General features: G+C 71.0%; 2 protein-coding genes. Both read left to right on the top strand.

Annotated elements, in window-relative coordinates; all coding sequences use genetic code 11:
- The first annotated feature begins 40 nt into the window (after window positions 1–40).
- Window positions 41–10,993, top strand: a complete 10,953-nt coding sequence (locus LKD76_RS24630) for a type I polyketide synthase (protein ID WP_227983799.1) — start codon at window positions 41–43, stop codon at window positions 10,991–10,993.
- Window positions 10,990–16,509 carry a type I polyketide synthase gene (locus LKD76_RS24625; protein ID WP_227983798.1) on the top strand — a complete coding sequence of 1,840 codons (5,520 nt, stop codon included), beginning with the start codon at window positions 10,990–10,992 and terminating at the stop codon, window positions 16,507–16,509. Before LKD76_RS24630 ends, LKD76_RS24625 begins: the two co-directional genes overlap by 4 nt.
- Window positions 16,510–16,571 lie beyond the last annotated feature (62 nt).

Raw genomic sequence — 16,571 nt, 5'->3', positions numbered from 1 at the left:
TACCACCTCAGCTTGCGAAATACGATCTGGAGTTCCACCGATGGCCGACAACGACGAGCTACGCCGGTATCTGAAGAAGACCGCGAAGGAGCTGTACGACACCAAACAGCAACTGCGCGAGCTCACCGACCGCTCGCGGGAACCGATCGCGATCGTCGGAATGGCGTGCCGGTATCCCGGCGGGGTGCGCTCACCCGAACAACTCTGGCGCCTGACGGCCGACGGTGTGGACGCCATCGGGGACTACCCCGTCGATCGTGGGTGGGACCTGGAACGGCTGTTCGATCCGGATCCCGACGTGCCGGGTGGTATCTACACCCGCAACGGCGGATTCCTGGACGCCGTCGGCGATTTCGACGCGGCCTTCTTCGGCATCGGCCCGCGCGAGGCCGCGGCGATGGACCCGCAGCAGCGCCTCATGCTGGAGGCGTCCTGGCATGCGCTCGAGGACGCGGGAATCGACCCGATCGCGTTGCGCGGCAGCGATACCGGTGTCTTCGCCGGGGTCATCCATCAGAACTACGGTCCCCGCATCGGCTCGCCGAATCTGTCCGCCGAGACCGAAGGTCATGCCTACCTCGGCGTGTCGAATGCCGTCCTGTCCGGCCGGATCGCGTACACCTTCGGCTTTCAGGGCCCGGCCATATCGGTCGATACCGCCTGCTCGTCGTCGCTGGTGGCACTGCATCTGGCGTGTCACGCGCTGCGCCAGGGTGATACCTCGCTGGCGCTGGCCGGCGGGGTGACGATCATGTCGGATCCGTCCTTGCTGATCGCGTTCGCGCGCCAGCGTGCGCTGTCGCCGGACGCGCGCTGCAAGGCCTTCGCGGCGGCCGCGGACGGGACCGGTTTCACCGAGGGGCTCGGTGTGCTGGTGCTCGAGCGGTTGTCGGACGCACAGCGGCTCGGGCACACCGTGCTGGCCGTGGTGCGCGGCAGTGCGGTCAATCAGGACGGTGCGAGTAACGGCTTGACCGCGCCGAACGGCCCGTCGCAGGAACGAGTGATCGCGGCGGCGCTGGCGAACGCCGGCCTGGCCCCGTCGGATATCGACGCGGTGGAGGCGCACGGCACCGGCACCAGGCTCGGGGATCCGATCGAGGCGCGAGCACTGATCAGGGCGTACGGCGCGCGGCACGAGAGCGGGGCGCTGCGCCTGGGATCACTGAAGTCGAATATCGGTCACACGTCGGCGGCGGCCGGTGTGGGCGGTGTGATCAAGATGGTGCAGGCCATGCGGCACGGCGTACTGCCGAAGACTTTGCACGTGGATGCGCCCACACCGCACGTGGATTGGTCCTCCGGTGCGGTGCGACTGCTGCGGGACAACGAGCCGTGGCCGGAGGGGGAGCGGATCCGGCGCGCCGGAGTGTCGTCGTTCGGAGCCAGCGGCACCAACGCCCACCTCATCCTCGAGGAAGCTCCCGCGCGGCCGGTCGTCGCCGAGCCGGAGCCGGGGCCGGATGCGAAACCCGTTGCGGCCGAATTCGTTCCGCTGGTGCTGTCGGCCAGGTCGGAGGAGGCGTTGCGCGCTCAGGCGGATCGACTGCGACAGTGGCTGATCGACCATCCCGATGCCGACGTGTGGGATGTGGCCTATTCCGCGGCGACGTCGCGGGCCCAGCTGGAACGGCGCGGCGCGGTCGTGGGGCGCGACCGGGACGAGCTGCTGGCCGGTCTGGCCGAGGTGGCCGCGGGTGCGCACGGCACCATCGAAGGGCGTGCCGGATCCGATCGGACGGCGTTCCTGTTCACCGGACAGGGGGCGCAGCGAGCCGGGATGGGACAGGGCCTGTATCGGGCGTTCCCGGTGTTCGCGCAGGCATTGGACGAGGTGTGCGCCGAATTCGACACGCTGCTGGGTGGTTCGCTGCGGCAGCTGATGTTCACCGGTGAGCCGGCCGGCGGTGGTGGCGGCCGATCCGGGACCGGCGCGGATCGGGCGCCCGGTGCGCTGGATCGCACCGAATTCACGCAGCCGGCGTTGTTCGCGTACGAGGTGGCGATGTTCCGCCTGCTCGAATCGTTCGGCGTCACACCGGATCTGCTGATCGGTCATTCGATCGGCGAGCTGGCGGCGGCCTACGTCGCGGGGGTGTGGTCGCTACCGGATGCCTGCACCCTGGTGGCGGCCCGGGGACGGTTGATGGGCGCCCTGCCCGCCGGCGGCGCGATGCTCGCGGTGGCGATCGATGAGCAGCGCGCGGTCGATATCGTCACCGGCTTCGGCGAGGGCGTGTCGATCGCCGCGGCGAACGGTCCGGCGGCGACGGTGTTGTCCGGTGACGCCGATGCCATCGACGAGATCGAGCGGGTGCTGTCCGCCGAGGGGGTGCGGACGAATCGGTTGCGGGTCAGCCACGCGTTCCATTCGGCGCGCATGGATCCGATGCTGGCCGAGTTCCGCGCGGTGGCCGCGGGCGTCGAATATCGTTCGCCGCGTCGGCCGATCGTGTCGAACGTGACCGGTGAGCTCGCCGGGGACGCGGTGACCGATCCGGAGTACTGGGTGCGGCAGCTGCGGGGCGGCGTGCGATTCGCGCCGGGGGTGGACACCCTGGTCGCCGAGGATGTGCGACGGTTCGTCGAGGTGGGCCCCGATGCGGTGCTGGCGGCGATGACTCGCGGTTGCCTGGCCGAGTCCCCGGAACTCGAGTCGGCGTCGTCGGTGGTGGCGGCGGCGCGGCGATCGGCCGACGAGGTGGAGCAGTTCGTCACCGCATTGGCGCGGGTGCATGTCGCGGGCGCCCGGGTCGACTGGCAGACGTGGTTCACGGGACGCGCGGTGCGCCGAATCGCCTTGCCTTCCTATGCTTTCCAGCATCGCCGCTTCTGGCTGTCGAGCACTGCCGACGCCTCGCCCGCCGCGGCCGATCACCCGATCCTGACGGGTGTGGTCGGGCTGGCCGGTTCCGATGAGTGGCTGCTGACCGGCCGGTTCTCGTTGCGCACCCATCCGTGGATCGCCGATCACATGACCTACGGCGCGGTGGTGGTGCCGAGCGCGACGTTCATCGAATTCCTGCTCGTCGCGGGGCGCCGGATCGGTTGCGCGGTGGTGGAGGAGCTCACCCTCCAGGCACCGGTTCTGCCGGACCCCGACGGTGAGGTCGAGGTACAGGTGCTGGTGCAGGCGGCGGACCGGTCCGGGCGCCGGCCGTTCGAGTTCTACGTCCGCACGTCCGCCGATGCCGAATGGGTCCACAACGCCACCGGTGCGCTCGGGGGCGAGCGCGACCGCGCGGAGCTCGATGAGGATTCGGCGTTGCTGTCGCGGTTGCGGGCCGAGCAGTGGCCGCCGGTGGATGCCGAGGTCGTGGACAGTGAGGGACTCGCCGGACGGATCGGGAAGCTCGCCGGGCTCGAGTACGGGCCCGCGTTCGTCGGTGTGCGTGGCGTATGGCACCGCGCCGGCACGGCTTTCTCCGAGATCGTGCTGGACACCGCGGCGGCGCCGGAACCCGGTCGCCACGATCTGCACCCCGCGCTGCTGGATATGGTCATGCACGCCGGATTCGCCGGATTGCTGTGGCGCGATGAGGATGTCGACCCCGATACCGGCCGGCTGCTGTTCCGGTGGGGTGGGGCCCGATTCCACACCGACAGCGGGCAGTGGCCGGCCGAAGTGACAGCGCTGCGGGTCATCGCGGTCGCGGCCGGGCCCGAGACCCTCTCGGTCGCGGCCGTCGATCCCGGCGGCAATCCGATCGTGTCGGTGGATGCGGTCGTGATGCGTTCCTACGACGTGCGGGAGTTCCGGCGTGGCGTCGCCGGTGACGAGGCGGGGCTGTACGAGGTGCGCTGGGAGCCCGCCGCGCCGTCGACGGGAGCCGACCGCACCGCCGTCTCGATGGCCGTGTTCGGGGACACGACGGTCGCGGGGATCGGCGCCGAGTACGCGTCGATCGCCGAAATCGGTGCGGCCGAGGATGTTCCGAATGTGATCGTGTGGCGGTCAACGGGCTCCGCGGCGGATTCCGTCGACGGTCCCGAAGCGGTGCGGGCCGGCGTCCACGACGCCTTGGCGACGGTGCGGTCGCTACTCGCCGAGCACCGTCTGTCCGAGGCCCGGCTGGTCGTGGTGACGACCGGTGCGGCCGGGTTGCCCGATGAGGCTGCGGATCCGGCCGCCGCGGCGGTGTGGGGATTGGTCCGCAGTGCGCAGTCGGAACATCCGCACCGGTTCGTGCTCGTCGACGAGGATCCGGGCCGGCCGCTCGACGCGAACCGGATCGCGGGGGTCGTGCGGTCGGGCGAACCGCAGGCGGCGGTCCGCGGTGACCGGATCCTGGTACCACGACTGACACGCGCCGCCGAGAACCCGAGTGCGCGTTCCTCGTTCGGGGACGGGACCGTGCTGATCACCGGCGGCACCGGCGGACTCGGTGCGCTGTTCGCCCGCCACCTCGTCGCCGAGCACGGGGTGCGCCATCTGGTGCTCGCCTCGCGGCGTGGAGCCGACGCGCCCGGCGCGGCGGAACTGGTCGCCGAGCTGGCCGGGGCCGGGGCCGAGACACGAGTCGTCGCATGCGATGTCGCCGACCGCGATGCGGTGCGCGACCTGCTGGACACGATGGCTCCTCGGCCGACCGCGATCGTGCACACCGCGGGAATTCTGGACGACGGCACCGTCGCGTCGCTGACCGCGGACCAGGTGGATCGGGTGCTGGCGCCGAAGGTCGACGGGGCCTGGAACCTGGACGCGCTGACCCGCGACCTGAATCTGTCCGCGTTCGTGCTCTTCTCGTCGATCGCGACGGCGCTGGGATCGTCCGGGCAGGGCGGTTACGCGGCGGCGAACGGTTTCCTGGACGCGCTGGCACGGCGACGGCGCGGTGCGGGGCTGGCCGCCACCTCGCTGGCATGGGGGCCGTGGAATCGACGCAGCGGTATGACCGGTGGCTCGGACCGCGCGGCCCTGGCGCGGTGGGAACGTCTGGGGCTGAGCCCGCTCGACACTGCCGAAGGGATACGGCTTTTCGACGAGTCGCTCGGACACCGGCAGGCGTGTCCGGCCCCGATCCGGTTCGACGCCGGCGCCTTGCGTCGCGAGACCGACGCGGACGCGGTTCCGGCGGTGCTCCGCGGATTCGTGCGGCGTTCGACGCGCCCGGCGCAACCGGCGGCCACTGCGGGCGCACTGGCCTCCCGGCTGGCGGAGGCGCCGCGGGCGCGGCGCGGCGAGGTGGTGCTGGAGGTCGTGCTGACCGAGGCGGCGGCGGTACTGGGACATGATTCGGCCGCCGATATCGTGCCCGGCCGGCGCTTCGACGAGATCGGTTTCGATTCACTCGGCGGCGTGGAGTTCCGCAACCGGCTCGGCAAGGCCACCGGCCTGCAACTGCCGTCGACACTGGTGTTCGATCATCCGACTCCGGCGGCGGTGGCGAAGCTGGTGCACTCTCGTATCGAGCCGACCGTGTCCGGCCCCGGTACGAAGGCCGCGCGCCGCGTCCGGGCGGACGAGCCGATCGCGATCGTGGGTATGGCCTGCAAATTCCCCGGCGGTGTCGAATCAGCGGATCAGCTCTGGGATCTCGTCGCTTCCGGAACCGACGCGACGGGTGAGTTTCCGACCGATCGTGGCTGGGATCTGGAGCGGTTGTTCGACACCGATCCCGACAAGCCCGGAACCGTCTACACCCGGCGCGGTGGATTCCTCTACGACGCGGGAGATTTCGACCCCGGATTCTTCGGGATCGCACCACGTGAGGCCGCCGCGATGGATCCGCAGCAGCGGCTGCTGCTGGAGGTGTCCTGGGAGGCGCTGGAGAACGCGGGCATCGACCCGAACTCGTTGCGGGGCAGCGATACCGGCGTCTACGTCGGAGCGGGCTACTCGGGCTACGTGGAACGGGTGGGCGGCGACCTGGAGGGCTACCGGCTCACCGGCACCACGAGCAGTGTGATGTCGGGACGCGTGGCCTACGTGCTGGGTCTGGAAGGCCCGGCGGTCACCGTGGACACCGCGTGTTCGTCGTCGCTGGTCTCCCTGCACCTGGCCTGTCAGGCGCTGCGCCAGGGGGAGAGCTCGCTGGCGCTGGCGAGCGGTGTGACGGTCGCGGCCAGCCCGTACCTCTACGTCGATTTCGCGCGGCAGCGCGGACTGTCGCCCGACGGACGGTGCAAGGCGTTCTCGGCCTCCGCCGACGGTGTCGCCTTCGCCGAAGGGGTGGGTGTGCTGGCGCTCGAGCGGCTCTCCGATGCCCGGCGGCACGGACACGAGGTACTGGCGCTGGTGCGCGGAACCGCGGTGAACTCCGACGGCGCGAGCAACGGCCTGACCGCGCCGAACGGTCCCTCGCAGGAGCGGGTGATCGCGGCGGCGCTGGCGAATGCCGGACTCGGGCCGTCGGATATCGACGCGGTGGAGGCGCACGGCACCGGCACCACACTGGGCGATCCGATCGAGGCCCAGGCGCTGATGGCGGTGTACGGGCAGAATCGCGCGGAACGGCCACTGCGCGTCGGATCGATCAAATCGAATATCGGCCACACGGTCGCCGCGGCGGGCGTCGGCGGCGTGATCAAGATGGTGCAGGCGCTGCGGCACGAAACCCTGCCGCGGACACTGCATGCGGAGGAACCGAGCCCGCACGTGGACTGGTCCGCGGGCGATGTGGAGCTGCTGACCGAGGCGCAGCCGTGGCCGGCCGGGGGGCGAGTGCGACGCGCGGGCGTGTCGTCGTTCGGCGTCAGCGGCACCAACGCACACGCGATCCTCGAGGAAGCTCCCGCGTCGGAAACGCGGGCCGGGACGACGGCGGGAACCGCCGGCGACCGTGTCCGCGCCGTGGCGCCGTGGCTGCTGTCGGCCAAGAACGAGACCGCCCTCCGGGCGCAGGCGGCGAAACTCCGGCACTGGGTGATCGATCACCCCGGCGCGGATCCGGCCGAGGTGGCGTATGCGCTCGCGACGACGCGGGCGCAGCACGAATCACGGGCGGTGGTCCTGGGCGGTGATCGTGACGAGCTCCTGGCGCGGCTGGCGCAGCTGGCCGCCGGATCCGATGCTGCCGCAGTGATTTCCGGCACCGTCGGCTCGGGAAAGACCGCCTATCTGTTCACCGGCCAGGGTGCGCAGCGTATCGGTATGGGCGCGGGGCTGTACGCCGCGTTCGGAGTGTTCGCCGCGGCGCTGGACGAGATCTGCGAGCAGTTCGATCCACTACTGGGTGGTTCGCTGAAGCAGGCGATGCTGACCGGTGAGGCGGCCGGTCCTGCCGATGCCCGGCTCGACGAGGGCGATTCCGCCGGTGATATCGGCGCGCTCGGAGGCGGGTTCTCCGACGGTGTACTGGACCGGACGGAGTTCACCCAGCCGGCGTTGTTCGCTTTCGAGGTCGCGCTGCACCGGCTCCTGGAGTCGTTCGGCATCGTGCCGGATGTGCTGATCGGACATTCGATCGGGGAACTGGCCGCGGCGTATGTGGCCGGGGTGTGGTCGCTGGAGGACGCGTGCGCGCTGGTCACGGCGCGCGGGCGGCTGATGGGGGCGCTGCCGGAGGGTGGCGCGATGCTCGCGGTGGCGGCGACCGAGGCCGAGGCCGCCGAGGCGATCGCGAGATTCGATGGTCGGGTGTCGGTCGCGGCGGTGAACGCGCCCGCGGCGGTGGTCGTCTCGGGTGACGAGGACGCCGTCGACGAGCTCGAGCGCCAGTTCACCGAGCTGGGCCGCAAGACGAGCCGGTTGCCGGTGTCACATGCGTTCCACTCCCATCGGATGGAACCGATGCTGGCCGAGTTCGCGACCGTGGCGGCGGGCGTGACCTACCACGCCCCGCGGATTCCGCTGGTGTCCGGCATATCCGGGGAAATGGCGGGCGCCGAGATCCTGGCGCCGGAGTACTGGGTGTCGCAGGTACGCGCCGCGGTGCGCTTCGCACCCGGTGTCCGCGCGCTGGTGGCGTCCGGAGTGCGCCGGTTCCTCGAGATCGGGCCCGATGCGGTGCTGGCGGCGATGACCCGGCAGACGCTGCCCGCGGATATCGACGCCCGCTCGGTGGTCGCCGCGGCGGCCCGCCGGGAGCACGACGAGGTCGAGCAGTTCGTGACGATGCTCGGCCGGGCGCATGTCGCCGGGACGGCCGTCGACTGGAATCGGTGGTTCGGCGACCGCCGGCCGGCGCGAATCAGCCTGCCCACCTACGCCTTCGAGCATCGGCGCTACTGGCTCGAACCGCGCCACGCCGAATCCCGGAACACGCGGGAGCATCCGGTGCTCACCGAGGTGATGCGCGTGGCCGAGCGCGACGAGTGGCTGTTCACCGGGCGGCTCTCCCTGCGCACCCATCCGTGGATCGCCGACCACACCACCTACGGTGTGGTGCTCGTCCCGAGTGCCGCACTCATGGAGATGCTGCTGGTGGCGGGCCGGCGAATCGGATACGACACCGTCGGCGAGCTCACCCTCGAGACGCCGATCCTCCCGACCGCCGACGGTGCGGTCGAACTGCAAGTGCTGGTGCGGGCGCCGGACGCCTCGGACAGCCAGGACAACTCGGAACGGCGGTCGTTCACCGTCCACTACCGCCACGCCGGCGACAGCGAGTGGGCGCGTAACGCCAGCGGCGTGCTGAGCCGCGGTCCGTCCACCGCGTCCGCCGAGGCACTGGCGCGGCTGCGTGACGAGCCATGGCCGCCGATCGGTGCCGAACCGGTGGCCGCGGAATGGATTCCCGACCAGGTGGCGCGGGTCGCCGGACTGGAATACGGCACGTCGTTCCTCGGCATCGACGCCGCCTGGCGCAGTGGTGACACGATGTACTCCGAGGTCACCCTGAATCCGGAAGTGCCGGCCGACGGCTACCGGTTACATCCGGCGCTGTTCGACATGGCGCTGCATGCCGGGCTCGTGGGTCTGATCTGGTCGGACGACGAGGCGGATCCCACCGCGGGCAAACTCCTGTTCCGCTGGGGCGCGACGCGATTGCACACCACCGCCCAGGTGAGGACCCTGCGCGTGCTGGCAATCCTGCGCAGCGACGAGTCGATCACCGTCGTGGCCGTCGACCGGGACGGTAGTCCGGTGGTCTCCGTCGACGAAGTGGTCATGCGTTCTTACGACGTCCAGCGGTTCCGGGCCGCGCTGCCGGGTGGAGGCGCGGCCGGATACGGGTTGCGCTGGAACGTGATCGATACCTCCGAGGGGTCCACGCGCAGCGAGACGGCGGCCGTGCTCGGCTCCGGGCGCGTGCCCGGAATCGACGAGCGATATCCGGATCTGGCGGCGCTCGCCACGGCCGCGATCCTTCCGGAGGTGGTCGTGTGGTCCGAATCTCGGGCACCGCACGATGCTGCGCGGCCGGCAGCCGGTGCGGTGGACCGGGTCAAGGCCGCGCTGCACCTGGTGAACGGATGGCTGGCCGACGACCGCTTCGCGCGCTCGCGGCTGGTGGTGCTGACCGACCGCGCCGCCGCCGTGGCCGATGCGGCGCCGGATCCCGCCGCGGCGGCGGTGCAGGGCCTGATCCGGAGCGCTCAGACCGAGTATCCGGACCGGATCGTGCTGCTCGACACCGACGAATCCACCGGTGCGCAGCCTATTTCGGCCGAGACGATCCGAGCCGCGGTCCGGACCGGGGAGCCGCAGCTGGCGGTGCGCGGCGCTCGTGTTCTGACGCCGCGCCTGGAGGCGGTGACATCCGTCGCGGAGGAGCGGGTTTCGTTCGGCTCCGGGACCGTTCTGATCACCGGCGGGACCGGTGGACTGGGCGCGCTGCTGGCTCGCCACCTGGTCACCGCGTACGGCGTGCGACGGCTGCTGCTCGTCTCCCGCCGTGGCGAGCGTGCCGACGGCGCAGCGGAACTCGCGGCGGAGCTGTGCGGACTGGGCGCGGTGGTGCGCATCGCGGCCTGCGATGTCGCCGACCGCGCGGCGCTGGCGGATCTACTGTCCGATATCGACGCCGAACAGCCGCTCACCGGTGTGGTGCACGCCGCGGGCGTACTCGACGATGCCACCGTCCACACCCTCACCGGCGACCGGGTCGAGCGGGTATTCGCTGCCAAGGCCGAGGCGGCCTGGCATCTGCACGAACTCACCCGGGACGAGAATCTGTCGGCGTTCGTGCTGTTCTCGTCGATCGCCGGGATGATCGGCTCGGCGGGACAGGCGAATTACGCCGCCGCGAACAGCTTCCTGGACGCCCTCGCGATACGGCGGCGTGCCGAGGGATTGCCGGCGCATGCGCTCGCCTGGGGCCCCTGGCGGCCCGACATCGGCATGACCGGGGCGCTGGACAGTAGCGCCATCGGCCGACTGCAGCGGCTGGGGCTGGCCCCGCTGGAGCGCGCCGACGGCATGCGATTGTTCGACGAGGCGCTGACCAGGGCGGCACCGGTATCCGCGCTGCTGCACCTGGACAGGGACGCGCTGCGGCTGCACGCGCACGGCGGTCTGGTACCGGCGGTCTTGCGCGGATTCGTCTCCGCCCGCGGCCGTTCGGCGACGACGGCGACCGCCGAACCGTCGCTGGCGCAGCGACTGCGGGGCGTGGCCGAGGCGAAGCGCCGCGGGGTCGTCCTGGACCTGGTGCGCCACCATGTGGCGACGGTGCTGGGGTACGAGTCGGCCGACGATATCCGGCCGGATCGTGGTTTCGACGAACTCGGCTTCGATTCGCTCGGCGGAGTGGAGTTCCGGAACCGGCTGTCGAAGGTGACGGGCCTGACGCTGCCCTCGACCCTGGTATTCGACTACCCGACCGCGGCGGATATCGCCGACTACCTGCTGGCACAGACCGTGGTCGCCCGGGCCGCACCGGCCACCGCGCCGGGATCCGGCGATATCGCGCGGCTCGAAGCCATGCTCGAGCGGATCATCGCCGACGGCGGTGACGACGCCGAGACCGTCGCGGGATTGCGGGGCGTCAGCGAACGCCTCCGCGCCTACCTGGGCGGCACGTGGTCCGACGGCGACTACGACGATCTCGAATTCCATTCCGACAACGAACTTTTGGATCTGATCGACGAGGAGTTTGGTCCAGCATGAGCAACCCGGACGCCAGCAACGAGGAACGGCTCAGCCGGTATCTCCGCAAAGTCACCGCGGATCTGCGCGCCGCCAGGAAGCGCATCGGCGAGCTGGAAGATCGCGCCGCCGAACCGATCGCGATCGTCGGGATGAGCTGTCGCTACCCCGGCGGCGCCGACACCCCGCAGCGGCTGTGGGAACTGGTCGCCTCCGGTACCGACGCCGTCGGTCCCTTTCCGGCCGACCGCGGCTGGGACCTCGAGCGGCTGTACGACAGCGACCCCGACACGCCGGGGACCATCTACACCCGAGAGGGTGGATTCCTCGATGCCGCAGGCGATTTCGACGCGGAATTCTTCACGATCCCGCCCAGTGTGGCCGAGGCGATGGATCCGCAGCAGCGCCTGTTCCTCGAGGCGGTATGGGAGGCGCTCGAGGACGCCGGCATCGATCCGACGGCCCTGCGCGGCGGTGACACCGGTGTGTACGCCGGCGTCATCCACCAGGATTACGGCCCCCGCGTCGGCTCACCGGGGCTGAGCGCCGAGGCGGAAGGCCATGCCTACCCCGGTGTTTCGGCCAGTGTGCTGGCCGGCCGGGTGTCGTTCACCTTCGGTTTCAAAGGTCCGGCGATCTCGGTGGACACCGCGTGTTCGTCATCGCTGGTCGCCCTGCACCTGGCCTGTCAGGCATTGCGTCGGGGCGAGACCTCGCTGGCTCTGGTCGGCGGTGTCACCGTCATGTCCGACCCCACCCTGCTGATCGCCTTCGGTCGGCAGCGCGCACTGTCCGCCGATGCGCGGTGCCGGGCCTTCGCGGCGGGGGCGAACGGGACCGGATTCTCCGAGGGTCTCGGCATGCTCGCGGTCGAGCGGCTCTCGGACGCCCGTCGTCTCGGCCACCGGGTGCTCGCGGTGATCCGCGGCAGCGCGGTCAACCAGGACGGCGCCAGCAACCGGCTGACCGCGCCGAACGGTCCGTCGCAGGAGAAGGTGATCGCCCAGGCCCTCGCCGATGCCGGTCTGGCCCCGGCCGATGTCGACGCGGTCGAGGCGCACGGCACCGGCACCACCCTCGGCGATCCGATCGAAGCGCAGGCGCTGATCTCCGCCTACGGTCGCGATCGCGCCGGAGAGCCGCTGCGCATCGGTTCGATCAAATCGAATATCGGACATACCTCCGCCGCGGCCGGCGTCGGCGGCGTGATCAAGATGGTGCAGGCGTTGCGGCACGAAGTACTGCCCGCGACACTGCACGTCGATGCTCCGACCCCGCATGTCGACTGGTCGGCGGGCACGGTGCGGCTGCTCACCGAGGCCGAGTCCTGGGCGGCGGGGGAGCGGATCCGGCGTGCCGGGGTGTCGTCGTTCGGCGCCAGCGGCACCAACGCGCACGTCATCCTGGAGGAGGCCCCCGCGCCGGACCGGGCTCCCGCGGAGCCGGCGGACGACACCGCGGGCGGCGGCAGTGCGGTGGCCTCCGGTATCACCCCGTGGCTGATTTCGGCGAAGACCGAAGACGGCCTGCGCGCACAGGCCGTCGCACTGCGGAACTGGGTGAGCGAGAACCCCGACCTGACCGTCGACGATATCGGCTACTCGCTGCTGACGACGCGCGCCCGGCTGGAGTGGCGGGGCGCGGTGGTGGGCGGGGACCGGGACACGCTGCTCGCCGGACTCACGGCGCTGGCCGAATACGACGACTCCGCCGATGTGGCGGCGGGGCACGCGGTGACGCGCAAGGCGGCGTTCCTGTGCACCGGCGGCGGTGCGCAGCGGGTCGGTATGGGACGTGAGCTGTACCAGGCGTTCCCGGTGTTCGCCGCCGCGTTGGACGAGATCTGCGAGCAGTTCGATCCCCTGCTGGGCGGATCGCTGAAGCAGTTGATGTTCACCGGCCGGCTGTCCGACAGCGACCCTGCCGACGCCGATGCCAGTGTGCTGCATCGCATCGAGTACACCCAGCCCGCGCTGTTCGCGTACGAGGTCGCGTTCGCCCGGCTCCTGGAGTCGTTCGGCGTCACACCCGATGTCCTGGTGGGACATTCGACCGGCGAGCCGGCCGCCGCGTACCTGGCCGGGGTGTGGTCGCTGGCCGATGCGTGCCGGTTGGTCGAGGCCCGCGGCCGCCTCATGGGGCAATTGCCCGACGGCGGCGCGATGCTGGCCGTCGCGGCGACCGAGCGGGAGGTGTCGGAGGCGCTCGCCGGCCGGGCGGATCGAGTGTCCGTCGCCGCCGTGAATTCACCCGACGCCGTGGTGGTTTCCGGCGACGAGGACGCGGTGTCGGCGGTCGAGCGGTGGTTCGGCGAGCGCGGTCGCGAGACCTCGCGGTTGCGGATATCCATTGCCTCCCATTCCCACCGCATGGATCCGATGCTGGCCGAGTTCGCGGCGGTCGCGAGACAGATGACCTACCATCGCCCGCGGATTCCGCTGGTGTCGAACATCTCCGGTGCGAGGGCGGGCGATGAGGTGCTCGAGCCCGAGTACTGGGTGCGCCACATCCGGGAGACGGTCCAATTCGCCCGTGGCGTGGACACCCTGGTGGCGTCGGGTGCGCGCCGATTCCTGGAGATCGGCCCGGACGCGGTGCTGACGGCGATGACCCAGCAGTGCCTGCCCACGGAGATCGCCGCGCAGTCGCTGGTGGTCGCCGGGGCACGCCGAGGGCGCGGCGAGGTCGAGCAGTTCGCGCAGTGCCTGGCACAGGCGTACGCGGCCGGTGTCGACGTCGACTGGCGAGAGTTCTTCACCGCCCGCGCGGTCTCGCGAGTGCCGTTGCCCACCTACGCTTTCCAGCGCCGACGCTACTGGCTCGCCCCCTCGCACGGCGTCGCCGGTGTCGAAGCCGCCGGTGTGGGGGTGATCGGGCATCCCATGCTGGACGCGGTCCTGCCGCTGGCCGAGGGCGGGATCGTCCTGACCGGGCGGCTGTCGCCGCTGTCGCAGCCCTGGCTGGCCGACCATGCCATCGGCGGGGTCGTACTGTTGCCCGGCACCGGGTTCGTGGAGTTGGCGCTGTGCGCCGGCGCCGAAGCCGGAAGCCCGGTGATCGAGGAACTGACAGTGCAGGCGCCGCTGGTATTTCCGGCCGCCGGCGGGGTGCGGATTCAGATCGTGGTCGAGCCCGAGCAGGAGTCCGGGCGACGGACGATATCGATCCACTCCCGTGGCGAACACGATCACGACGGACCGTGGGTGGCGCATGCGCGCGGCCTGCTGAGCACTGGCGTCGATACGGCCGAGCCCGAACCGCAGGCATGGCCGCCCGCCGCGGCGACCGCCGTCGATATCGCCCACGCGATCCTGCCGGGCGATTACGAGATGGGCCCCGCCTTCCAGGCTGTACGGGAGCTGTGGCGCCGGGGCGAGGACGTTTTCGCCGAGATCGCGGTCGACGCGGAGACGGGCGTGAGCGGTACCGGATTCGGGATCCATCCGGCGCTGCTGGACGCGGTCATCCAGTCGGGACTACTGGCCGGCGCGTTCGACATCCCGGCGGGCCACGTGGTGTTGCCGTTCTCGTGGGAGTCGGTGTCGCTGTATGCCACCGAAGCGTCGGTCTTGCGTGCGCGGCTGACCGTGAACGGCTCGTCGGCGTCGCTGTGGGTCACCGACGAGAAGGGACAGCCGGTGTTGTCGGGGTCGGTGACGAGCCGGCCGATGCCGGTCGAGCAACTCGCCGCGGCCGGTGGCGGCCGGGCGGCGAATTCCCTGCTGGAACTCGTCTGGTCCCCGGCCGAATCCGCCACCCCGGCCGGGGATTCGGTCGTGGGCCGGTGGGATCGGCTGGATCCGGAAGCCCCGGTGCCTCCGCTGGTGGTGGTCGAGGCCGGGGCAGGATCGCACGAGCACCGCGGAGCCGGCCTGATCGGAGCCACCCACGCCGAGGTCGCACGGATTCTCGCGGTGCTGCAGGCGTGGCTGGCCGATGACCGGTTCGCCGCGAGTACCTTGCTGGTCGCCACACGTGGCGCGGTCGCGCTGTCCGGCGAGGATGTCACCGATCTGGCCGGCGCCGCGGTGTGGGGTCTGGTGCGGTCGGCGCAGGCGGAGGATCCGGGCCGGATCGTTGTGGCGGACACGGACACTCGCGTCGACGAGCGGCTCGCCGCCACCGTGCTGGCCGTGGGCGAACCCCAGGTGGTCGTGCGCGCCGGTATCACTCACACCGCTCGGCTCATCCGGCCCGCGGCATCGTCCGGAAAGGTGAGCGAGGCGCCCGCTTTCGGCACCGGGACGGTGCTGATCACCGGCGGCACGGGCGGTCTGGGCGCGGCCGTGGCCCGGCACGTGGTCGTCGAGCACGGTGTGGACTCGCTGCTGCTGGTCAGCCGTAGCGGCCCCGAGGCCGAAGGTGCGGCGGCACTGACCGCCGAGTTGGAGCGACTGGGCGCGCGGGTGCGGGTGGCGGCCCGCGATGTCACCGATCCCGACGCGGTGGCCGGACTGCTGGCCGGCATCCCGGCGCAGCGGCCGTTGACCGGCGTGATCCACGCCGCCGGAGTGCTCGACGACGGGACCATCGCATCGCTGTCCGCCGACCGGGTGGATGCGGTCCTGGCGCCGAAGGCCGACGCCGCCTGGTATCTGCACGAGGCGACCGCGGATCTGAATCTCGCCGCATTCGTGGTGTTCTCGTCGGTGTCGGGCACGATCGGCGGTCCCGGACAGGCCAACTACGCGGCCGCGAACACCTTCCTCGACGCCCTGGTGGCGCACCGCCGGGCACGCGGGCTGGCCGGTCAGTCACTGGCGTGGGGTCTGTGGGCACGTTCGGGCGCCATGACCGGAGGTCTCGGCGCGGCCGATATGGCCCGCATCGGTCGCGACGGCTTCGCCGCGATGCCGGATGAGCAGGCGTTCGCCGGTTGGCGCGCGGCCCTCGAACGAGATGCGGCGCACGCGGTGATCGCCGCGGTGGATACCGGCGCGATCCGCGAACGGGCCGACGCCGGACTGCTGCCCCCGCTGCTGCGAGAGCTGGCGCCGCGCCGACGCCCGGCGGCCTCGCGGCGTGCGGCGGCGAGTTCGGCGGTGACGCCGGATCTGCGGCAGCGGCAAGCTGTCATCGACACGGTGCTGCACCATCTGGCCGCCGTGCTCGGTCACTCCGGCGCCGCCGTCGTCGATCCCGATCGCGCGTTCACCGAGCAGGGGTTCGATTCCCTGGGCGCGGTGGAGTTGCGCAACCGGCTCCAGACCGCCACCGGTCTGTCGCTGCCGCCCGCGGTCGCCTTCCAATACCCCACTCCCACCGCGCTCGCCGACCATCTCCACGAAAAACTCGGTGAGAAAGACCGGGAAATCCAGGTGCGGTCGATCGATGCGGTATTCGACGAATTGGAAGCCGCGCTCGGGGCCGGGGATTGGGATGATCCGGAAAAGCGGCGAATCGTGACTCGGTTGCAATCCATGACGACCGGTTGGACGGATCGCGTGAATGGCGGTGACAGCGACAGCGGGGGCGCGCGGACACCGTCGAGCCGATGGCGGAAGCTCATTTCGCGATCCGGGAAGGCCGCACGATGAATCTCCGCTGTCACCGACCACGCGAATTATCTTCCGCCACCGAGTTTTCGGTGGCCTTCCCC

It is taken from the genome of Nocardia spumae, assembly GCF_020733635.1.
Lineage (GTDB): Bacteria > Actinomycetota > Actinomycetes > Mycobacteriales > Mycobacteriaceae > Nocardia > Nocardia spumae.
This window is presented reverse-complemented; position numbering and strand designations above follow the sequence as displayed.